Annotated in this window: 20 protein-coding genes; 7 read left to right on the plus strand and 13 right to left on the minus strand. The window is 45.5% G+C overall.

Annotation, left to right across the window (positions count from 1 at the left end; translation table 11 throughout):
• Positions 1-93: 93 nt before the first annotated feature.
• From HOP45_RS12680 to HOP45_RS12695, 4 genes are all read right to left on the minus strand, one after another.
• A complete protein-coding gene (locus HOP45_RS12680; RefSeq protein ID WP_181349658.1) occupies positions 94-1,758 on the minus strand; it encodes an acyl-CoA dehydrogenase family protein in 1,665 nt (554 codons plus the stop codon).
• Positions 1,759-1,773: 15 nt separating this feature from the next.
• The gene (locus HOP45_RS12685) at positions 1,774-3,291 is read right to left on the minus strand and encodes a class I adenylate-forming enzyme family protein (protein ID WP_181349659.1); all 1,518 of its coding nucleotides are present in this window, start codon (positions 3,289-3,291) and stop codon (positions 1,774-1,776) included.
• Positions 3,278-3,682, minus strand: a complete 405-nt coding sequence (locus HOP45_RS12690; protein ID WP_181349660.1) for a MerR family transcriptional regulator — start codon at positions 3,680-3,682, stop codon at positions 3,278-3,280. The genes HOP45_RS12685 and HOP45_RS12690 overlap by 14 nt, the downstream gene beginning before the upstream one ends.
• Positions 3,683-3,819: 137 nt before the next feature.
• On the minus strand, positions 3,820-4,944 hold the full coding sequence (locus tag HOP45_RS12695; protein WP_181349661.1) for an NAD(P)/FAD-dependent oxidoreductase: 1,125 nt from the start codon (positions 4,942-4,944) through the stop codon (positions 3,820-3,822).
• 452 nt (positions 4,945-5,396) lie between these two features.
• Between HOP45_RS12695 and ppc the strand changes: the two genes are divergently transcribed.
• Positions 5,397-8,156 carry a phosphoenolpyruvate carboxylase gene (gene ppc / locus HOP45_RS12700; RefSeq protein WP_181349662.1) on the plus strand — a complete coding sequence of 920 codons (2,760 nt, stop codon included), beginning with the start codon at positions 5,397-5,399 and terminating at the stop codon, positions 8,154-8,156.
• Positions 8,157-8,268: 112 nt separating this feature from the next.
• Here the strand turns inward: ppc and HOP45_RS12705 are convergent, their stop codons facing one another.
• Genes HOP45_RS12705 through HOP45_RS12715 form a run of 3 tightly spaced genes read right to left on the minus strand, consistent with a single transcriptional unit; the run spans position 8,269 to position 9,379 of the window.
• Complete coding sequence (locus HOP45_RS12705; protein ID WP_181349663.1) at positions 8,269-8,895, minus strand: fumarylacetoacetate hydrolase family protein; 627 nt, start codon at positions 8,893-8,895, stop codon at positions 8,269-8,271.
• Between the two features lie 35 nt (positions 8,896-8,930).
• Positions 8,931-9,167 (minus strand): helix-hairpin-helix domain-containing protein, encoded by a 237-nt coding sequence (locus HOP45_RS12710; protein WP_181349664.1) that lies wholly within the window; start codon positions 9,165-9,167, stop codon positions 8,931-8,933.
• Positions 9,168-9,172: 5 nt separating this feature from the next.
• Positions 9,173-9,379: a hypothetical protein gene (locus tag HOP45_RS12715; RefSeq protein ID WP_181349665.1), complete on the minus strand. Its 207-nt coding sequence runs from the start codon at positions 9,377-9,379 to the stop codon at positions 9,173-9,175.
• A gap of 160 nt (positions 9,380-9,539) precedes the next feature.
• On the opposite strand from HOP45_RS12715, the gene HOP45_RS12720 reads away from it, so the two are divergent.
• The 4 genes from HOP45_RS12720 to HOP45_RS12735 all read left to right on the plus strand — a co-directional run bounded on the left by HOP45_RS12720 (position 9,540) and on the right by HOP45_RS12735 (position 13,065).
• Positions 9,540-10,961, plus strand: coding sequence for a hypothetical protein (locus HOP45_RS12720; protein WP_181349666.1), 1,422 nt, complete (start codon positions 9,540-9,542; stop codon positions 10,959-10,961).
• Positions 10,962-11,108: 147 nt separating this feature from the next.
• Positions 11,109-12,068, plus strand: a complete 960-nt coding sequence (locus HOP45_RS12725; RefSeq protein WP_181349667.1) for an RNA polymerase sigma factor — start codon at positions 11,109-11,111, stop codon at positions 12,066-12,068.
• A 103-nt stretch (positions 12,069-12,171) separates the two neighbouring features.
• Positions 12,172-12,546, plus strand: a complete 375-nt coding sequence (locus tag HOP45_RS12730) for a VOC family protein (protein WP_181349668.1) — start codon at positions 12,172-12,174, stop codon at positions 12,544-12,546.
• Between the two features lie 159 nt (positions 12,547-12,705).
• Complete coding sequence (locus tag HOP45_RS12735; protein WP_181349669.1) at positions 12,706-13,065, plus strand: hypothetical protein; 360 nt, start codon at positions 12,706-12,708, stop codon at positions 13,063-13,065.
• Between the two features lie 109 nt (positions 13,066-13,174).
• Here HOP45_RS12735 and HOP45_RS12740 read toward each other — a convergent pair whose 3' ends face one another.
• Positions 13,175-13,987, minus strand: coding sequence for a hypothetical protein (locus HOP45_RS12740; RefSeq protein ID WP_181349670.1), 813 nt, complete (start codon positions 13,985-13,987; stop codon positions 13,175-13,177).
• A gap of 215 nt (positions 13,988-14,202) precedes the next feature.
• Here HOP45_RS12740 and HOP45_RS12745 point away from each other — a divergent pair, with 215 nt between their 5' ends.
• Positions 14,203-14,553, plus strand: coding sequence for a DUF4870 domain-containing protein (locus tag HOP45_RS12745; RefSeq protein ID WP_181349671.1), 351 nt, complete (start codon positions 14,203-14,205; stop codon positions 14,551-14,553).
• Positions 14,554-14,585: 32 nt separating this feature from the next.
• Here the strand turns inward: HOP45_RS12745 and HOP45_RS20890 are convergent, their stop codons facing one another.
• From HOP45_RS20890 to HOP45_RS12760, 3 genes are all read right to left on the minus strand, one after another.
• A complete protein-coding gene (locus HOP45_RS20890) occupies positions 14,586-16,643 on the minus strand; it encodes a LuxR C-terminal-related transcriptional regulator (RefSeq protein ID WP_304650478.1) in 2,058 nt (685 codons plus the stop codon).
• Positions 16,644-16,895: 252 nt separating this feature from the next.
• A complete protein-coding gene (locus HOP45_RS12755; protein WP_181349672.1) occupies positions 16,896-17,495 on the minus strand; it encodes a hypothetical protein in 600 nt (199 codons plus the stop codon).
• A gap of 355 nt (positions 17,496-17,850) precedes the next feature.
• The gene (locus HOP45_RS12760; RefSeq protein ID WP_181349673.1) at positions 17,851-19,068 is read right to left on the minus strand and encodes an MFS transporter; all 1,218 of its coding nucleotides are present in this window, start codon (positions 19,066-19,068) and stop codon (positions 17,851-17,853) included.
• A 458-nt stretch (positions 19,069-19,526) separates the two neighbouring features.
• Here HOP45_RS12760 and HOP45_RS12765 point away from each other — a divergent pair, with 458 nt between their 5' ends.
• Entirely contained in the window at positions 19,527-19,961 is a 435-nt protein-coding gene (locus tag HOP45_RS12765) for a cell wall hydrolase (RefSeq protein ID WP_181349674.1), read from the plus strand.
• Between the two features lie 80 nt (positions 19,962-20,041).
• Here the strand turns inward: HOP45_RS12765 and HOP45_RS12770 are convergent, their stop codons facing one another.
• Together HOP45_RS12770 and HOP45_RS12775 are read right to left on the minus strand one after the other, a co-directional pair.
• On the minus strand, positions 20,042-20,614 hold the full coding sequence (locus HOP45_RS12770) for a class I SAM-dependent methyltransferase (RefSeq protein ID WP_181349675.1): 573 nt from the start codon (positions 20,612-20,614) through the stop codon (positions 20,042-20,044).
• Between the two features lie 277 nt (positions 20,615-20,891).
• Positions 20,892-21,452, minus strand: coding sequence for a beta-class carbonic anhydrase (locus HOP45_RS12775; protein WP_181349676.1), 561 nt, complete (start codon positions 21,450-21,452; stop codon positions 20,892-20,894).
• Between the last annotated feature and the right edge of the window lie 27 nt (positions 21,453-21,479).

Consider the following 21,479-nt stretch of genomic DNA (forward strand, 5'->3'; position numbering starts at 1 on the left):
CTCTATACAACGTTTCATTACAGTCGACCGCAACTTTCATCCCAGTTTATCATAAAAAAGACTCCCTCTCATCATGGGAGGGAGTCGCATGTTTTATACTTTTGCGTTCACTTCAACGTTCAATATATCCTCACTATATTGCATAGTCAAAGGATAGCCGCTGCCAGACTCTTCTTGAAAGGTTTTCTCGAGAAAGACTTCTGCGATTTTCTGCTTACGGGCATCGCCTTTATTCGCGTCTGTTAATGCGGTCACGCCTTCAAAAATGTCGGCCATGCGTTTAGCGATGTGTTTGCTGTGATACGTTTGCCTATCTTCTGTCTGCTGGAGTACTTCCTCGACAAAGACTTCCAGCTTCACTAATTCGTCCTCCACCAGCTGGGCGCCTTTATCAAACGCCCCCTGTCTGAGTTTGTCTCTCACTTCGCGTTGAAAGAGATGGTGGGCATCGTATCTTTTAACGAGACGGAGCACCTCGAGACCCAGTATATTTGCAGTGCCTTCCCAGACGGTAAGTACTTGGGCGTCCCGCAGCAGCCTTGGTGTAACAAAATCTTCGATAAAGCCATTGCCTCCGTGCAGTTCAAGCGCATCATGAGAGAAGTGGATGGCTTGTTCCGCTGATTCTTTTTTCATAATGGCAATCAACAATCGATTCAGAATCTGTTCCTCCTGGCTTGCTTCTCGCGGAGCTTCAGCAATCCGATCGAACCTTGAAATCATGTTGAAGATGGCACTCGTTTCCACTTCCTGCTTGGCGGCCAGTGTCGTGAGTGTGTCCTGCACCATCGGGTACTCGATCAACCTATGATCGAATGCCGTCCGTTCGCAAGCATATTCGCGCGCTTCCAAATAGGCTCGTCTCATAATGCCGATTGACGCCACTGCATTACAGACCCGTGATAGATTCAGAGCTTCCATCATGTAATAAAAACCTTGTTCGGCTTCGCCTACCAAATACGCCTTAGCACCTTCAAACTCAACTTCAGCTGACGGAACAGCCCGAACGCCAAGCTTATCTTTCAACCTGCGAATCTTTATCCCATTTAATGACCCATCATCTTGCCGCCACGGCACGAGAAATAAACTCAACCCTTTGCTGCCGGACGTCGCCCCTTCCATTCGTGCCAATACCATGGCAACACCACAGGCGCCGGCGTTGCTAGCAAAATATTTTTCACCGTAAATCCGGTAACCATCGCTATCTGGAATGGCTTGCACTTCATTGACGCCAACATCTGAACCGCCTTGCCGCTCTGTTAAAAAAGTGGCCCCTTCATTTAACTCCACGTCGCCTGTTGCTAGAACATGCGGAAGATAAGCCGATTTCAACTCATCCGAGGCATAATGATCGATGAGATAAGCTGTGGCCATCGTCAGCGTCACCGGACAATAAAACCCGGGTTCAGCGTGCGATAATAAATACCCTTGAGCAAACGAATAGATATAGTTCCCTTTTCGTCCCAGCTCCGGAATCGGTTTATGCACATACCCGACAATGCCCTTATCATACGTCTCTTTTACAGTCCGCTTGTACCCTTCATTCAACCAGACTTCGGAAATGTCTTCGCCAAATTTATTATACTTGATGAGACGCGGCTGACCTTCCCGATCGGTATGAACCGCTCGTTCGTCAATCGAATGAGCACACATTTCACCGAACTCCTCAAGCTGCTCATCCGCCCAGCGATAAAAATCGTCATCTAAATAAGCTTTTAACAGGCCTTGCAAATTCGGATCTTCCTCATAAAAATTCATGCCTGGCACCTCCTGTTAAGATTGGTTCATCTGTTCACGCAATTGATTCTTCAATAACTTACCCGTAGCATTCCGGGGAAGCTCAGCTAGCGATTCGTAAAGCCGTGGAATTTTGTAATCGGCAATTTTCCCTTGTAAAAATTCCGGACAGGTGCTTTCCATATCGTCAAACGCGCCATCCGTTACGATAAACGCTTTAACCGTCTCGCCCCAGTCAGGGTGGGGAACCCCCACTACTGCTGCGTCCGCCACACGCGGATGAGCCAATAAAGCGTTTTCAATTTCCTTCGGATAAATATTGACACCTCCGGAAATGATCATATCCTTTTTACGATCGACGACCCAGAAGAATCCGTCCTCATCCTGTTTAGCCATATCCCCTGTATACAGCCAGCCGTTTTGCAACGCTTCCGCTGTTTTTTCAGCATCTTTGTAGTATCCTTTCATATTTCCCTCACCGCGCAGGACAATTTCACCGACTTCGCCACGAGGGACATCTTGGCCGTGGTCATCGACAATCTTAATTTCGCAATTCAATGCACCGCGCTTCCCGATACTCCCCGCTTTATGGCTATGGTCTTCTGGCGCCAGTAAAGACCCATTCGGACCCGCTTCTGTCAGACCATATACGCAATGCAAGTGCTCGGTATTGAACTGTTTCTGGACAAATTCGACTTCAGGACACGATAACGGGGCTCCCCCATAAACCCAATGCGTCATAGACGAGAGATCATAGCGATCTATTTCAGGCTGTTTCGCTGTCAATAAATACGCAACAGGGGCACCGAAGAAGTGTGTCGCTTTCTCCTTGGAGACGAGACCGAGAAGTAGATCAGGCGTGAAGGTTGGAGCAGTAATATGCGCCGCCCCTACATACGTGCCGGCTACTAAAAACAGATGAAGCGGGGCAGAGTGGCTCAACGGCATCAGATGCAGGATGCGGCTAGAGGGATCCATTTTCATTTCAATGGCCATCATCGTTGCCACTGTCAAAATGTTCCGATTCGTAAACACGACGCCTTTAGGGTTACCCGTCGTGCCTGATGTATATAAGTGTGCGGCTTCATCATCATCTGACAGAGTCGACTGAATATCACTCGGATCACCTCGTTCGAGTAAGGCATCAAAGGATAACCAGGGACCAGAAGCTTCTCCCGTCTTAATGAACACGAGATCGCGATTGTCAGGTAAGGCAGTGACTTGAGCAAACAACAGGTCATGGGTGATGAAAGCTTTAGCATCGCTGTGGCTTAAGATGTACTCAATTTCACGGGTGACCAATTTCGCATTGATTGGCACTGCCACCGCTTCGATCCGCTGAATAGCAAAATAACTGATGAGGAATTCCGGGGTGTTGGGCAAATGAACCATGACTTTGTCACCGGCGGTAATACCTTGTGCGAGTAATTGATGAGCAAAACGGTTAACACGATCATCCCATTCCCGGTACGACATCCGTTCTTCAGACGTGATAATGCCATCTTTTTCAGGAAACTTGCGCGCTTGCATGGCTAACAGTTCAGAAATATTCACGATTGGACTCCCCTTTTCGATTGGATAGTTCTGTTTCAAACTTGTTTACCCACTCCGTCATTTCCTGCTTCAACATAAGCAGCTCTTCAATCCGCGTCTCCACCTCCTCGATCTTGAGTTTGCCGTAATCGATCGTTTTTTCAAGCTGCTTCACACCTGAGGGGTCCTGATCAAACAATTGGATCATCTCTTTGATCTCTTCTAGCTGAAAACCATACTTCTTTCCTCTGAAAATCATTTTGAGCCTCGTTTTTTCACGCTTCGTAAACAAACGCTGGCCATTTTTTCGGCGCTCAGGCGCTAACATCCCCAGTTCCTCGTAATACCGTATCGTTCTCGTACTCACGTCAAAATGATGCGCCAATTCGGAAATTGTATGGTACTCTGTCATGTGAACCACCTGTTTGTTTCAATTTTCTAACAATTCTATTGTAGCATTTACGTTAACGTAAAGAGCAAGATGAAACCTCCACCAAAAACTAGAAAAATAAACCAGGCATCTCCCAATCTCACCTGGAAAATGCCTGGTTATGATTCACGTTCAATAGCTTTGTTCACATCATAATCAGCAGGATCGAGTTCTGTTTCGAGCCCGCGGACAAGTTTAGCGAGCTCCGCGCCTAGATAAGGTCCCATCGTTAAACCGGAGGCGCCCAAACCGTTTGCCACCCATAAACCGTGGTAATCAGGAACGGACCCGAAGACAGGGAGAAAACCTGGTGTGAAGGGCCGAAACCCTACTTTGGTTGCGCGCATCGTGCTGTTCGCTAAACCCGGCGCCACAGTTAAGGCTTTATCGAAAATTTCATGCAAACCTCCTGCCGTCACCCGATAATCGAGTCCGACATGATTTTCATGCGTTGCCCCCATGATCACGCGCCCATTCCCATAAGATAGAAGATACTGATCATTTGGTGGCATCACCACAGGCCATGGAGTCGTTTCTGCGTGCGGCATATCGACATGCACTATTTGCGCTTTTTGCGTCGTCACCAAAAAATTCATGCCCAGAGGCTGCAGCAATTCTTTTCCCCAGGCGCCGGCTGTCACGATAACATGATCAGCTTTTAATGATGCTTCCCCGACCATCACACCGGTTACGCGCTGATGATCCCATTGCAAGGCAGCATCCCCTTCTACAAATCTTGCTCCGTGCTTCTTTGCCGCATGAATCAGGGATGCTAATAACGCCTCACCATTGACCCGGGCCCCTCCGCTCACATGAACAGCTCCATACTCCTCAGCTAAAACGGGGACGAGCCGTTTTGTTTCCTCGGGCGTTAAACGTGTGATCTCTCCAATTTCCGGCGCGTCTTCTCGTCGCTTATGAGCACGCTCTTCCATCTTGATTAGCTTTTCCTCGTCCGTATGAAGGCTCAACGCCCCGACACGAGCATACCCTGTATCCATTTCACCATCTGCTTCCAGCTCGCTGACTAAAGCAGGATAATAACGGGCACCGCCTTTAACGATGCGGTACCACGCTTTGTTCCGCCTTTGGGATAGCCAGGGGCAGATAATCCCTGCGGCTGCACGCGTCGCTTGACCCTGGTCTTCTCGGTCGACAACCGTCACGTCAGCTCCTGATTTAGCGAGATGATAGGCTGTCGACGCCCCTAATACGCCGGCCCCTACGACAATATAGTTTTCCATAAATTCCCACACCTTTTTCCTTACTGTTTTTTAATAGAAATTAACCCACAAATGTTAGCCCCACTCAATCTTTAAAATATCTTAACCCAGCAACCAGTGATAATACGATAATAGCAATTGCTCCGAAGGTACCGACTAAAAGAAACAAGGCGAAGTGCATAATGACAAGGCCCCTTTCGGCTTTTTATTATGGGTAAATGTTAACACAACTTGAGTTTACTGACCTTCGCTGAAACTCAAGGTAACGACTCATAACATAGTGAAGACGCTTCGGTCCTGTTTCAAAGAAACGATACAAAAGCAGCTTCATTTTACTATGCGTTTTCGATATAGATAAACTTCTATTAATCTCTATTTTATATTAATCATAAAAAATTTCGGAAATCTATGATAGTATGTCTAGAAAGATTAAGAAAATTACCATAATACGTATCTAACAGGAAGGTGAAATCATGACAACACAGCTACAGACAGAAGATAACACGACACCTTTGCGCCGTGACGTGAATACACTCGGTCACATGCTTGGTGAAATCCTTATCCACCATGGCGGCAGAGAATTGTTTGATAAAGTTGAAAAAATCCGCGAGCTGACAAAAACGCTCCGGTCACATTTCGATCAGAATACGTACGATCAGTTGAAAGAAGAAATCAGGAGCCTGGAGCCCCCTATGCGCCAGCAAGTCATCCGTGCCTTCTCCATATACTTTCATCTGGTTAATATTGCTGAACAAAACCACCGAATAAGGCGCCGACGCGAATACCAGCTACGCGATGATCATGGACCTCAGCCTTTTTCCTTAGAAAGTGCCGTCGCCTCCCTCAAGGAAAACCACATCTCGGACGATGTGATTCAGGATGTATTAGATAAATTATCCCTGGAGTTGATTATCACCGCTCACCCAACAGAGGCTACAAAACGATCTGTGTTAGAGATTCAAAAACGTATCGCTACCATTTTAGAACAATTGGACAGCCCGCTGTTAACGAAAAAGGAGCGCGAAAAACTACAGGAAAGTCTGTTTAATGAAGTGACCGTATTGTGGCAGACTGATGAACTGCGCCATCGTAAGCCTACGGTCATGGACGAAGTTCGAAATGGTTTGTATTATTTTGATGAAACGCTTTTTGATGTGCTGCCTGATATTCATCAAGAGTTGGAGGACTGCCTTGAGGAACAATACCCGGATGCAGATTGGGAAGTACCCAATTTCCTTCACTTCGGTTCATGGATTGGCGGAGACCGCGATGGAAACCCAAACGTCACCCCCGATATCACATGGGAAACGCTGGTAAGGCAGCGTGAACTGATCATCAACAAATATGACGATGTGTTAGTGGAACTAATGAAACGGTTCAGTCATTCCACCACGCGCGTGACGGTCAGCGAAGAGTTGATAGATTCGGTCGAACGGGAAGAACCGATGATTGCAGCGGATAAAAGATGGCGCGTCGAACAGGAAATCTATCGGCGAAAATTCGGGATCATCCTGGAACGACTGCGTCAGGTAGGCCATTCAGACATCGCCTATCAGTCAGCCGAAGAACTCCTGGATGATTTATATTTAGTTCAGCGCAGCGTTAAAAAACATCAACCTACGGAACGTGAGCTTAAAATGCTTCACAAATTGATCCGCCAAGTTCAGCTGTTTGGGTTTCACTTGGCTACGTTGGATATACGGAATCATAGCGGTGAACATGAAGCAGCCATTACCGAAATTTTACGCAAAGTGAACGTCACCGAAAACTATGGCGAGCTTTCTGAACAAGAGAAACAATCCGTCTTGGAAACTGTATTAAAAGATCCGCGCCCGGTGACGTTGCTTAATGAAGATTACTCTGAAGAAACACAAGAGATGTTAAAGGTTTTCCAAATGATCAGGGACGCCCACAGGGAATTCGGTGAACGCTCCATTGAAGTTTATCTCATCAGCATGACCGAATCCGCCAGCGATTTATTAGAAGTGCTCCTCCTGGCCAAAGAAGTAGGCATTTACAGACTGCACGCAGATGGACATGTGGAAAGCAGCCTGAATGTCGCACCATTGCTTGAGACAGTGGATGACTTAGTGGCCGGTCCTGACATTTTAAAAACACTGTTTGAAAAAGACGTTTATAATAAACATCTGGCCCAACGGAACAATCATCAGGAAATCATGCTGGGCTATTCTGATGGCAGTAAAGACGGTGGTACACTGACCGCGAACTGGCGCCTTTATAAGGCACAACAGGAAATCCATGATATGGCCAAAGATTATAACATCGGTTTGAAATTTTTCCATGGCCGTGGCGGCTCATTAGGTCGCGGAGGCGGTCCACTGAACCGCAGTATCCTTTCCCAGCCTGCCGAGACACTCGGGGATGGGGTGAAAATTACGGAACAGGGAGAAGTTCTCTCTTCCCGTTACCTCTTGACCAATATCGCGTATAGAAGTTTAGAACAAGCGGCTTCTACCTTAGTGAAAGGGGCAGCCCAAATATCGGAGGAATCTGAACAAGCCCACCATCGTGAGGACGAATGGGAACAGGCGATGGAAACCATATCCGATCATTCATTGAATAAGTATCAATCACTCGTATTCGGCGATCCGGAATTTTTGACTTACTTTAATGAAGCCACGCCTTTGAAAGAATTGAGCGAGTTAAATATCGGATCGCGCCCGACAAAACGAAAAGACAGCAATAAATTCGAAAACTTGCGAGCGATTCCATGGGTGTTCGCCTGGACGCAAAACCGCCAGCTCCTTCCTGCCTGGTATGCAGCTGGAACAGGTTTGAAAGATTTCGCTTCACAAAGTAATGAGAATTTGCACCTGCTGCAGCAAATGTATGAGAATTGGCCATTTTTCCGTTCCACCATCCACAACCTGCAGATGGCCTTAACCAAAGCAGATATCCAGACCGCCAGCGAGTACATCTCGCTCGTGAACGACCAGGATATCGGCGAACGCATTTTCAACGATATCGTGGAGGAGTATAACCGGACCAAAAACGTCCTTCTCAGCATCACAGGGGATAGCGAGCTGCTCGATCAGCAACCGACGATTCAGGAATCCGTAAAACGGCGGAACCCCTACGTCGATCCGCTGAATTTCCTGCAAGTCGATCTCATCAAAGAACTACGCAACACCGATAGCACAAACGAAGAACTAACGACCGAAGTCCTCCTCACCATCAGCGGCATCGCAGCCGGCCTCCGCAACACCGGCTAAGCGTACCTGGTACAAAAGTGGATATTTGAAAAGAGCCGGGTGTTCCATAATGGAACACCCGGCTCTTTCTGTTTTTGCGATTTTGTACCAGGTACGCGGTTTTAACATCTAATTATTGAAGCTTGATGGTGCAGTTGCCCAGAGGGTTTGTGCCACAGAGGAGGGTGTAGTGGTCGCCGTGGGCGACGGGGCCTACTCCTTCCGGGGTTCCGGTAAATATGATGTCCCCTTCGCCTGCACCGAGATGAGTGGCGGTGTAGGCGATTAAAGTATGCAAATCAAATATCATATCGCGGATGTTGCCGATCTGCACGCGTTCTTCATTCCGCAACAGACTGAAGTCTTGATTTTGACAGGCTGCTTCCCCATCGAAAGGAAGAAAGGGTGTGATAACAGCCGAATTCGGAAACCCCTTTGATAATAACCACGGCTGCCCCTTTTTCCTAAGCTGATCCTGAACGTCTCGCAACGTAAAATCAATTCCGAGAGCCATGCTATCGACTACATCTTCAACGCTCATCCCTTCTTCGTAAGGCTGACGTAACCGTATTACAAACTCTGCCTCATAATGGACCGAACCGCGATCCCCTGGAAGAACAATCTCCCCTCCATTTGCTTCAGCCAAGGCATGGGTCGGTTTGGAAAACATCAACGGGGAGGAAGGGATCTCATTATTCAATTCCTTGGCATGTTTCACGTAATTTCGCCCCACACAATATATATTCTGAACGGGTTTCACGTTTCAACCTCCTTTTATTGACAGCTTTCTTTGAATCATCCTTTATACTGCGGTCGATCTGCAGGGTAGCCCTCCGCGAGCCGATATGCTTTTCGTTCCGCAGTAAAATCATACCACGTTTTATCGAGCTCCCCTGTCCTGGCATAATCGACAATCCAGCGCAGCGTGTCTTCCACGCAAGGATCCACTTGAACGTTATAATGTTTTTCTAAGCGATTTAACAAGTCTGCTCCATCATGTGAGGCAAGCTCAGCTAAAGATGAAAATCCCAAATCGGTTAATTGACGCGAAAAGCTTGGGCCGACACCGTGATTTTTTGAAATGCCACCATGCCTTTCAATTTTTTGGCACGATCGATCGATATATTAAGCATACTTGCAACCTCATCCACTCTATAAGCATCCAATTGACGCGCGCTCACCTTCAAACTTTTCAACGTTATGCTTTCCTCTTTATGTAACGGCAGTTTCGGCGTGCTCACCATGATCCCCCTCCTTCCCCAAAATAATAGCCTCTTCACTAAGTTCTACTCTCTAACCATGAATCCTTCCTTTAATTTTAACCTGCTCACCTATAGGCACCTGACCGCATATTCTACCTATAGATTCACCGGATAAACTCGGCGAATCAAGGAGGCGTTGGGTATGGAGTTAACCCTTTCCCATAGTTTATACGGGATTTTCACTCTGCTGATCATTTTGACAATGGTATTTCGTAAAGGTGTCGTTCTGCCAACTCTGCTCGGCACATTTCTCGTCGCGTGGGTTTACAATGGCAGCCTCATAAGTGGATTTATGAGTATTTTCAACGCGAACTTAGTCGCAGCTAAAGAGCTTTTCAATATCTTCCTCATCATTACCTTCATGGTGGCTTTGCTTCATTCATTGAAAGACCTCGGGGCCGATAAACGGATGATCCAACCTATAGAAAAAATTATGGTCAATAGCCATGTTTCTTACTTTATACTTGTCGGCGTAACCTATGTCGTTTCCTTATTCTTCTGGCCGACTCCTGCGGTGCCACTGATTTGCGCTCTTCTCGTGCCAGCTGCTATTCGCTCTGGTCTCCCAGCCCTGATGGCTGCAGTTGCTGTCGCGCTTGCCGGGCAAGGAATGGCTTTGTCGTCGGATTATATTATCCAAGTTGCACCGGGACTCTCAGCCAAATCAGCGGGCGTGGACACTGAGCTCGTGATGGATCAAGCCCTCGTGTTATCGCTTATTACGGGCGCCGTGGCAATCGGCCTCGCTTATTTTCTCAATAAACACTCCTTCCGTTCTAAGCATGACCTGCAGAACGAGCAGGAAGTATTAGCTATGCAAGGCTTAACGGAAGGTCATCCATCTTCGGACCATCGTTTAGCGCTATGGAGCAAACTCTTCGCGATCCTTGTCCCACTGTCCATGCTCGCCGTCATGATTTATATGGTGTCGACAAAACTGGGATCAGGGCGGATGGGAGGCTTTGAAGGCGGTAATGGAGCTGCTTTCATTGGAGGCGTAGCTGTCGTCCTTCTTCTTTTATCGACCGTGGCATTTGGTAAATATCGCTCACTTGACTACATCAGCGATCACATTACCGAAGGGTTTGTTTTCGCTTTTAAAGCCATGGGACCTGTTATCCCGATAGCTGGTTTCTTCTTTTTAGGGAGCCCCGATTTTGCAGGTGACATTCTTTCCGTTCCTGCCGAGGCCGCCCCTTCACTGTTGTTCGACTTAGTCGAAACAACACAGGAGTTCCTACCTCAAAGCGCATTTCTGGCCGCTTTCAGCATCCTCCTGATTGGCATTATCACAGGACTCGATGGCTCTGGCTTTTCCGGCTTACCCCTCACCGGCGCGCTGTCGGCATCTTTAACAAATGCTCACATCGACGCGTCCACATTGGCCGCAATTGGACAAATGGGATCCATATGGACAGGTGGCGGGACCATTATCGCCTGGTCCTCTATGATTGCCATCGCTGGCTTCTGCGGCGTGCCGGTCATGGAACTCGTCAGGAAAAACTTTATCGTCGTTATACTCGGATTGATTGTCTCGACGACGGCCGCCTTGTTTATATTTTAGGCTTTATTAGTGTCACCGTTTATAAAACAGTGTTTCCCTTTCATGGGAAGCTCTGTTTTTTATATCTTCATATGCACGAGAGGAAATCCTTACCCAATATAGAATGCTTAAAATAGGGTAAATCACACATATATGGAGCGATGGAATATGACAGAACAAAATTTAAACGAATTAAGCCATGATTTACGGGAGCTTGAACGTGATTTCAAAAAGAAGATCGAACCTTACCGATCCGAATTATGGCGTTACTGTTATCACTTAACGGGCTCGCCGTGGGACGCTGAAGACTTAGTGCAGGATACCCTGCTAAAGTCGCTGTCCATGCTGGCGAAAGTCTTTCAACCTGTCCATACCAAAGCGTATTTATTCAAAATAGCTTCAAACTTATGGATTGATCAAACTAGAAAAAAGAAAGCAGCCGTAACGCCTATCGAAAATGTCACCCTTCAGGACGAATCCATGAGCCATAATTTTCACGTCATGGAACATGTGGAAATACTAGTGGAGCAATTGACCCCAACGCAATTTGTAACCTTGATTTTAGGGGATGTGTTCTTGTACAGGGGGAAGGAAATCGCCACTATTATAGGCTCAAGCGAACAAGCCGTACATACTAACCTGCATCGTGCGAGACACATAATGAAACAAAGTCAAGTGGAACTTGATGGGGGAGAGAAAAAGCAACCCAAACCGAACTTAACACCTTCGCCCGTAGTCAAAACCATACTACAAGGCTTCAGAACCAAAGATCCCGAAAGGATAGCGTCAGTGCTGGATGAAAACCTCGTTACGGATATTGTTCATTCCGGTTACGAAATCGGATTAAATGAAACGAAGAAGAATTCCTTAAACGATTGGAAAGAAGTGGTTGACGCCCAGCTCGACATCGTCGTGGATTATATCGAACTTTGGGGACTACCCGTTATCGTAGAAATGGAACGAAAACAAGACCAGCAGCTCTATTTAAATAATGTGCACTATATGGAAGTGACAGATGACCACGTTACCTACTGGAAATTTTTCTGCTTTTCCTGGGATTTGATGAACAAAACAGCTGAAGAACTCGACGTCCAATTAAATGCTGAATATTTTTACCACATTTTTTGAAAAATCTATAAAAGGCTGTAAGATTTTGCTTATGTAACGCGTTATATAGGATGTAGGTTCAGCGTCATGAACCAATATTCTTAAACGAGGAGCGTGGAAGACAATGAACAGCCCGATTCAAAACCAATTGAACACCGTATTCGTCCCGGTAAGCGATCTGACACAATCTGTAAAATGGTACTGCGACCTGCTCGGTCAGTCGTACGATCATCACGCCATACAGGAGCCCATCTACAATATGGCCATCAATCATCATACGGGACTCTTGCTAGAGGCAGGACCGCCAGGCCAAAAGCAAGCGGTAGAGCCATCAAAGCACCCCTTATTCAACTTTCACACGCATGACATCCGGGAGGCATACTCCCTTGTCCAAAAACGAGGTTATGCGATTACAACAGACATCCAGGAATTCGCCGATCTAGCTTTCTTCAACATTAAGGACCCGGACGGGAACATCGTGATGGTTTGTAACGGCTGAATTCATCCCCCAACGCTGAACACAGCGCTGGGGTTTTTCTATGACCTCACCACAAAAATCCTCACTTTAATCAGTTTAATCATCCAAGCTTCCCTTCCCTATTAACATATGATATAAAGCGACGTCGCAATCTATTAATAAGAGAAGGGACTGATTGATTTGGCTGAATGCCTTTCCAGCAATGTTCCACGACTCCTCACAGTAAATGAACAACACCCGTTGAATGTGTGTGTCTATTCAACCGATGCTCCCGAACAAAGCGCACGCGTCATCGTTACGTTGAAAAACCCCTCCCAGCGCGAACATTTTGACCTTGTTCTCTTTACCGACGGGCAATTTATCCCCGTAACGTTCAACGCGTATGGCGTGTTTGTATTTGAAGAGCCTATGTTGAATAACTGTGCTCTCTTATTCATCACCTTTACCAAGCCAGGCGACTATGCATTTGAACTGGATTTAGTTTCAGATGAAGGAAACATCCACCTGGCTAAGTTGTTTCTCGAAGTTGAAGTCGTGTAATGACCCTCCACCCCTTTCAAAACAAGACCACCTCACTGCAAACAGCCCCGGAATCGAGCACATTGTCGATTCCGGGGCTGTTTTATGACCTCGATTCTGTTTATTTGAATTAATTTTGAAGTTTCAAATCCCCGATTTTAAAATATGAGGATTGACCGTCAACCTTCATGGTCCAGCCCGCCATGATTTTAAAATCACCAAGATCGCCGACTTCCCAAACAATTTCTTCTTCGCCACCGGTCACGTTATAAATGTAGGTTTCCATGGAAACCTCGCCGACTTGCCGCGTTTCTTTGTCCTTCAGAGAAACCTGGTAATCTGCGTATTGTTCATTGTTCTTCAAAATATCGGTCATTTCAATATTATTGGCCATGTTGAAAGGCATTAGCAAAAGCATGATATATGAGCTGCCAACCATTTCTAACGCTTCCCCAGTCAGCTCGTTTCCGCCCGTCAGGATTTTTAACGCTTCTCCCTTTTCATTGACCCAGAACTCAACCGCTTCGGTTGCGGCCCCCTGTTCAGTAAAATCAACTTTGAGATGGGTTGTCGCTTCGCCCGCGATCGACTCTTTTCCCATAACATTTAACGTCAGTTTCGTTTCCTCTCCTTCAGATGAACCATAGGAATAAGACATCATGGAAAATTTATCGAGAATGTCAGAAAGGCCATCAATTTTTTGGAGATTACTTAAGTCCATTTGCGATGCTTCATCTTCACTATCCTGAACAGACTCGACGACTTCCTCTGCTTCATCCTTGGTATCAGAAGTGTCCTCTTTGGAAGAGTCTGACTCACTTGCCTGTTGCTCTTCCTGTGTAGCGGTTTCTTCAGAAGTGTTCGTTTCCGAATTACCACACCCTGCCATAACTAACATCACCAGCAATCCGCAAACACCCAAGCAGCGCCATGTTCGATTCATTACGTCACCTCCATATAGGCTCTGTTCAAATAACGTACAGCTTGTAATCCTCATTAGCATAACGTTCGTCGTGTTGATAAGCTATTATACTCAAGTATAGTCTTCATTAAACCTTTCATGCCGTTAAATGTATACCAGCGTATAATACCAATTATTCAATTCCTGTCGTACAGTTAATTGACTACCCACTTTACTAATCATAAGGAGTGAAGCACATGGAAACAGAAGAAGTGAAGCAAACCGCTATAAACCAGGACGCAGAAGATAACAAAGGCATGGGAATCCTAGCTTATATCATTTTTTTCATACCATTGCTTGCGGCTAAAGAATCAAAGTTTGCCATGTATCATGCCAACCAAGGCTTACTGCTATTGCTTACAGCCGTAGGCGTGAACGTTGTGGGCACCATTATTCCAATTATAGGTTGGCTGTTCATTTTGCCATTTGGTAATTTACTGGTGTTCATACTTGCCATTATCGGGATCATCAGTGCTGCTAAAGGGGAAATGAAACCTTTACCGGTCATTGGAAAATATACCCTCATAAAAACGCCTGAACAAGAGTGAATCAACGAACAGGTATTGAGGAGATACCTGTTCTATTCATGAGGAGGAAGCATTTCCATCGTCCGTTTGATCAATTGCGTACGGTTACTGACACCGAATTTCTGCAAAATTTTACTCACATGTTTTTTTACGGTTATTTCTGTTACAAACAACTCTGTGGCGATTTCTTTGTTCGTGTATTCTCTAAGGACAAGGACGAATATCTCCTGTTCGCGTTTTGTCAGGTTCAGACGTTCAGCAAGTTCGACTCGGCCCTCGTGATCAGAAAACATGGATTGAGCCAGCTGTTTTAAGTAATGGATTAATCTTGCCCCTCTTACATCAAGTAGATACGTGGGAGAGGGGTTTTCCACACCATAGTCATAGTGCGTAGCGTCAGGTATTTTTTCAAAACCAAATGCTTTGATAAGATCTTGGAAAAACGAGATGGGAGTGGAGATGATGATTCTGCCGCTTGATAACAGGAAGGGGAACAGATTGTATAATAAATAAGACCGTGTATCGGCATCTTCAGGATCCAGGCAATCAAGCATACGGATAAACCAGCCGGCTTCCGTCTCTTTCGATACACGGTATTCTTTTTCCTCACGAGCGGATAAACTTCTGAAATAAGCCCGGGAGACAGGTTTTGTTTTTAACAAAGGGAGCGTATCGGTATTGATGGGCACACTAATAGACAAGCCTATCGTAACGCCGCGACTATCTTTCACTAGCTTGCAGGACCTGTATCCAAATTTTTTGACATATTCGGCGTCAATCAGCTCATTTTCTTTTTGGTTATGCTCGGCCGATACAAAATAGGTATAGGTTTTATCAGCATGTCGGTTGTAGTAACGCGCTGAACTTTCAGTATATTGATCTTGCCGTTTTCGAAAATAGGTTTCTACTTCTGCAAAGTTATGGGCGCCTACGTCCTCAATGTATTTATCTGATTGGGCTGCCCCCTGAAAAAAAGCGGATTGAATTAATTCTTCCCCAATATGATAGAAGAACTCAGATACATTCCAGGAATCGATATGATTGACGTTGAGACGATTTAAGAAATAAAAGGCACTTCGCTTCCGAAGTAATTGATAATGATCAGGGAGACGTTCTTTCAGGTTCATAATAATAGCGGAGCGTATCAGGTCATGGACCGCCCAGCCGTGATTCGTTTTATAAATGAAGGAGAGAGACGTGAGATGACTAAATTCAGAGCTTGTAACATCGTCATTTATAATGTGTGAGAGGGACATTTGGTCGAAATGGCGCAGAACAGCAGCAGCTTCAAGAAGCTTTTGAATATTCTCTTCTGGAACCTCGCTTAACCATCTCGTCGTGAGGCGCGAAAGAATTTCAGTTTTTTCATCGGGATAACTAGACGTTTCCAACGGTATATCCCCTGACAGCGCAATCATTGATAAGGTTAGCGGGTGGCCCTTTGTAAACAGCCAATAGTGATGAATGTCCTCAATTTGGTCGATGCCTGACTTGCGCAAAAACATACTCGTTTGGTCATAGTCAAACTCAGATAACTTCATCTGCGTAACCACAGAGCGCCACGCCGGGTTCTCAATCCAATCTCCTTTCAACGGATCGCGCCCTGCCAAAATGATGGAAAGCCCCGTAGGCAATTGGCGTAAAAAGAACTCACGGAACCAACGCTCCATATCACCCATTTTTTCGTAAGAATCGACAGCCAAAACTATCCGATGTGTTTTTACAGCTTCTTTCAACAATAGAATGCAATGCTCCAACCTTGAGTGTGAAGGCGGTACTGAAACATGCACATCTCGTTTTGACGCTAACAAAAACGAAATCTGATCAGCTAAAATATCAGGAGAATGAACGAAATCGTCACTGTCTAACATCAGAAAAATAACAGTAGCTTGTTGCTCAGCTATGCGTTGAAAAGCGTGTAATAAAAAAGTCTTCCCTAACCCCCCAGTGCCATATATATGCAGAATGCGCAACTCATCCTGCTGAGCCAGAAATGATCTAAAGTATTCAATCTCTTTTGTACGGCCGACAAACCTATCGTGTTCTAAATCCCTCAGCGTGGAACCCCATACGCCCTTTTGAACATTACGATCAAGTTTAGATGACCGCATGACAACCCCCCTATTATCAGGTTCGATGTGTATATCTATATACGTTCTACACCTCTCTTCAAAATCCTGCAAACACGCAAAACATAAATGCATAATCACGCCATAATTCGCTTCATGAATTGACTAAACAGGGTCAAAATCCCCTGTATGGAAACATTGGATGGTCCGCCTCTCATACTCTATGCTCACTTACCTCGTAATATTTGTCTTTACTCAAGCCGACTGATGAGCACTGCTAACTCGTCTTCACGATCATTCGTCTAGTAAAACAACACCGTTGGGGTCCACCTTCTTCGCCGTAACGACGCCTCTAATGGATTGAATCCTCACACCTTGATTTCGAACTGACGTAATCCCCAGCGCCTGTTGTCCAAATAAAAACTGTAAATCTGCTTCCAAACCATCACGCAACGCAGCAATAGCCATATGCTGGATACTCGCTTCTTCTCCTCTTCTCGACTCGATGACATCTCCATGCGTCTGAAGCTCAATCCGGAATTGGTACGGCGTGGCAATAAATGTCCGACGTTCGCCACGGTTCACTTTCCACTTTAATGCTTCAGCATTACCGCAAATCCGATCATGATCTTCCTCAGTCGTTAAAAATCCGATATGGTCAAACATGGGACGCTTCCCCAGTCCAAATGTGACATTCACCGCGCCTTTCTTCATCTCAATAATCCGAAAAGTGATCGCGCTCTCTCTAAAATTCTCCCACTGCAAAGGAGGATTGAACGCTTGATACTCCCCGTCTAGTTTTCCAATTCGCTGTGATACGGTAAAACCAATGTCATGGTAGAATTTCTCCGTCTCTTCTACGTAAGGTGTCCAATAATGATAATGAAACAGCATAATCCTTCTCCTTTCAAATCAATATACATCTAGAATATCTCAAGTCGAATAGGAGGGGGACCCTCATACAGAGGAACCCAGCCTCATACTTTTGTCTGAATACAAGGTGGTGGGTTCTAGCTCAGGCTGATATATGAACGCTGGACCGATATTTTGTGTGTTGGATCGATATATGAGTGGCTGGACTGATATTTCGTGAGTTGGACCGATATATGAGCGGCTGGACTGATATTCTGTGTCGTTAGACCTTTTTTGTACCTGGTACCAAAACGGTATTCTGAAAAGAGCCGGGTGTTCCATGTACGTACATGGAACACCCGGCTCTTTCGAAACATCGGCTTTGGTACCAGGTACGCTATGTGCTTGCGCTGGGTTTGCATGCTGCTTTAGTGGGTTGCTGGAGGGCGATAAGCAATGTGGTGGCTGTTAGGAGCATGATGGCGGATCCGCCTATGACCACCAGCTGAATCGGCATGAGTTGTGCAGCTATGCCAAACATAATCGTCAAAACGATGATCAAGCATGCTTCCACCATGGCATACAAACTGCCGACACGGCCCATAATTTCTACAGGTATATTGTTTTGATAAAACGTATAAAACCCAGTATTCGCAAAGGCCAATGAAAAGGACAGGCCAAAGAATCCAAGAGCCGCCATGATGAAGGACTCTGAAAAGGCATAAATCACGTAACCACCCGCTACACATAGTGCCCCCGCCCCCATCAATAAGGAATTATTCACTTTATTAGCAAACAAACTGAGCGTGATCGCGCCTGCCATTATCCCAGCGCCAGCAATACTGACCAGAAACCCATAATCACGATCAGTTAATGTGAGCACCTCTTTAGCAAAAGCCGCTTCAAGGGAATCAATCGCAGCCGTCAGCACGATGATGCCGCTAAAGAGATAGTAAATGGTCATCACATAAAGGTGCTGGCGACTAAAGGCGATGACTACTCGCCAATCTTGCTTTAGCATGCACCATGTCAGCTTCTCTTCCGCCTTGAGCGAAAGGCCATATTTCTCGATATCTGGTAACAACCACGTAATGGCGCCCGACACAAGAAAAGAGCATGCATTCACATAAATAGCAAAAGCGGGTGAGCCCAACATCAACAACAGCCCGGCAATCGCAGGACCTAATAAAAAGCCGCCCGATTCTATTAAACTGCGTAAGGCATTGAAGCGCTGCCTTTTTCCAGGAGGGAGCATTTTTGTCAAATACGTCGTAGCCGCAGGTTCAAACATGGAACTGCCCATGTTGGTAACAAAAACAATCACGTAAATCAGCCACAGTGAAGGGGCAAATGGTAAACTGACAATGACAATGCCACGACATAAATCTAGAACCATCATGACACGCCGTTTATTCATGCGATCGACCAGGCTCCCTGCCCACATGTTGGTACATAATACGGCCAAAGGTTTAAGCACATACAGGGCTGCTACTGCCAGTGGAGACCCTGTCATATTGAGCACCATGAGGTTAAGAGCGATTAAATAGATCCAATCCCCAATTTGTGAAATCCCGATGCTTGATAATAAAATCAGCGCAGAACGTCGTTTAGCCATGTCTTCCCCTCCCATCGATTCAGCTCTGATTCCATAAAAAAACTCACCCCCAAGACATGATCTTGGGGGTGAGTTTATCGCGTCACGGTGCCACCCCAGTTTTATTAATATGTCACCATATTAATCTCATCGGGTACGGCCAACAACACGTGTCTACGTATACCCTAGCTCTATAACAGGAGCTTCTGTCACACCACCCTCCTCGCTGGATTCCGGTGTGCTGCTCAAAGATTTGGTTCAATAATAGCGTGCTTACTCCTTTTTAGCGTATGGAGCTCTCTGTCAAAGCATGCTTGTTATCTACTCTTCTCATCACCGCATGTAAAATTTCTTAAATACTACCACACCTCTTTTGCAAAGTAAATCCCGTATGACGAGGCCGCAATTTTTTACGCAGTAAATTTATATAAACTGACATCAAAGCAGTTTTATGTCATACACTATTTTTGGGGTGACCTATGCCACGAGTAAAATACAAAGATTCAGACGTTGCCTTAATGGCCAGGATGATGAGAGCGGAAGCAGAAGGCGAAGGAAAACAAGGGATGTTATATGTTGGAAATGTCATTGTAAATCGTGCTTATGCGAATTGTTTAGACTTTAGAGATCTCCGAACCATTCCCCAAGTCATTTACCAAGTGCAAGGCGGAAATTATTCGTTTGAAGCTGTTCAAAAAGGGAATTTATTTTATAACAGAGCACGATCTGTTGAAAAACGACTAGCCAAAAAGAACTTGGATTATTGGAGACAGCACCCAGCGAAATATGCGCTCTGGTATTTCAATCCAGGTGGACAATGTCCTTCAACCTGGTACGGTCAGCCATTTACGGGTCAATATAAAAACCATTGCTATTATGAACCGCAAGCAGGTACATGTGCCAGTGTTTATTAAGCACAGGCCAATTGTTTCATGGCTTTCGATTTAACAAAGAAGCACGTCTCTTCCCCCTAAAGGAAAAGTACGTGCTTCTTTTATTTTTCAAACAATACACCGTAGTGATAAGAAGAGACGTCTACTTGTTTTACGCATTTCAATCCTGCTTGTTCTCCCCACGTTCTAATCTTACTCGGAGAAGGACGAATCGCCATAGCAGGGCCTCTTGGGGTTTCCTGTGGTTTCCAGTGAATAACACCCACCTTACCTTTTGCTGCTAATAATCGTTCCGTCCATTTCAAAAGATCAACGGGATTTTCACAATGCAGCATATTAAACAAGCTGATGTAATCTACATCTATATCCATTTGGGTTATTGTATGACTCGTTTTCCCATCAGATAAATCCTCTTTGATTAGTTCGATGTTTGGAAGCTTTTCCTGCTCCACTCGTTTTCTGCATATATCCAAATACTCCTGATTAATATCGATACCTATAGCCACGCCAGAAATGATTTTTGCTGCAGGAATTAAAAATGTCCCAAACCCACATCCGACATCCACATAATTCTTCGTATTATGATCCAACTCTAATGTATGAAGGATCGAGACAGGGTCAAAAAAACGCTCCCATAATTCCACCTCAGGCATATCAGATTCTCGGTACTGCACAGTCCTACCCCCACATTTGACTAATCTTTTTATGGATTATGTTATTCATAAGTTTTAATATTGTTTAATTGATTCTGCATCCAATTGAATTATAAAGCCTCATACACTTCTTCGCCATGCGTAACGTACCTATTTTTACTATTTCACACTGACCTGGAGTGATCTGTAATGAGGGGATTCCCTGATTTATTCACTTCCCTAAAATGTACGCCCAAACCCAAAAAAAGAAGCCCGTACATGACAGGCTTCTCCGCTTCTTTTACTATGTGACACTTCATTAGGAATCCGGTGAGTCTACCACGGTAAGCTCTCCTGTCTCTGGCGATATAGCCAAACCATGGACTGGCGTCCCCCCCGGCAAGAAGGGATGACGCCGAATGATATCGACGCTGTTTTGAACATTTTCTTCGACGTCCTCAAAACCTTGCAGCCATTTCTCCACATCGACCCCGGCGTATTTCAATGTCTCCAGACTCGAGGGATCCATTCCGCGTTCCAGCGCCTTTTCAATGATCGGTTCGGGTTTCAAACCTGCCATGCCGCACCCGTAATGACCAACGACAGCTACTTCATCAGCTTGGAGTTCGTACAAAGCAACGAGGATACTGCGCATCGTGCCTCCGAACGGATGCGAGATAACAGCGCCAGCATTCTTAATGATTTTGGCATCGCCATTTTCCAAATTCATGGCCCGCGGGAGCATCTCAAGCAGGCGGGTATCCATGCACGTTAATATGACGAGCTTCTTATCGGGAAATTTCGATGTTTCATATTTTTGGTAGTCTTTATTGGCTACAAATGTTTGATTGTATGCCAATATTTCATTAATTAATGACACGGCACTTCCTCCTCCTTAGTAAGCTTG

Origin of the sequence: Thalassobacillus sp. CUG 92003 (assembly GCF_013618635.1) — a bacterium.
Classification (GTDB): Bacteria; Bacillota; Bacilli; order Bacillales; family Halobacillaceae; genus CUG-92003.

Excerpts from the sequence above, each read along its gene's own strand:
- HOP45_RS12680 (WP_181349658.1), bottom strand. The coding sequence starts at position 1,758 with ATGAATTTTTATGAGGAAGATCCGAATTTGCAAGGCCTGTTAAAAGCT.
- HOP45_RS12690 (WP_181349660.1), bottom strand. The coding sequence starts at position 3,682 with ATGACAGAGTACCATACAATTTCCGAATTGGCGCATCATTTTGACGTG.
- HOP45_RS12695 (WP_181349661.1), bottom strand. The coding sequence starts at position 4,944 with ATGGAAAACTATATTGTCGTAGGGGCCGGCGTATTAGGGGCGTCGACA.
- ppc (WP_181349662.1), top strand. The coding sequence starts at position 5,397 with ATGACAACACAGCTACAGACAGAAGATAACACGACACCTTTGCGCCGT.
- HOP45_RS12715 (WP_181349665.1), bottom strand. The coding sequence starts at position 9,379 with ATGGTGAGCACGCCGAAACTGCCGTTACATAAAGAGGAAAGCATAACG.
- HOP45_RS12720 (WP_181349666.1), top strand. The coding sequence starts at position 9,540 with ATGGAGTTAACCCTTTCCCATAGTTTATACGGGATTTTCACTCTGCTG.
- HOP45_RS12725 (WP_181349667.1), top strand. The coding sequence starts at position 11,109 with ATGACAGAACAAAATTTAAACGAATTAAGCCATGATTTACGGGAGCTT.
- HOP45_RS12730 (WP_181349668.1), top strand. The coding sequence starts at position 12,172 with ATGAACAGCCCGATTCAAAACCAATTGAACACCGTATTCGTCCCGGTA.
- HOP45_RS12740 (WP_181349670.1), bottom strand. The coding sequence starts at position 13,987 with ATGAATCGAACATGGCGCTGCTTGGGTGTTTGCGGATTGCTGGTGATG.
- HOP45_RS12745 (WP_181349671.1), top strand. The coding sequence starts at position 14,203 with ATGGAAACAGAAGAAGTGAAGCAAACCGCTATAAACCAGGACGCAGAA.
- HOP45_RS20890 (WP_304650478.1), bottom strand. The coding sequence starts at position 16,643 with ATGCGGTCATCTAAACTTGATCGTAATGTTCAAAAGGGCGTATGGGGT.
- HOP45_RS12755 (WP_181349672.1), bottom strand. The coding sequence starts at position 17,495 with ATGCTGTTTCATTATCATTATTGGACACCTTACGTAGAAGAGACGGAG.
- HOP45_RS12760 (WP_181349673.1), bottom strand. The coding sequence starts at position 19,068 with ATGGCTAAACGACGTTCTGCGCTGATTTTATTATCAAGCATCGGGATT.
- HOP45_RS12765 (WP_181349674.1), top strand. The coding sequence starts at position 19,527 with ATGCCACGAGTAAAATACAAAGATTCAGACGTTGCCTTAATGGCCAGG.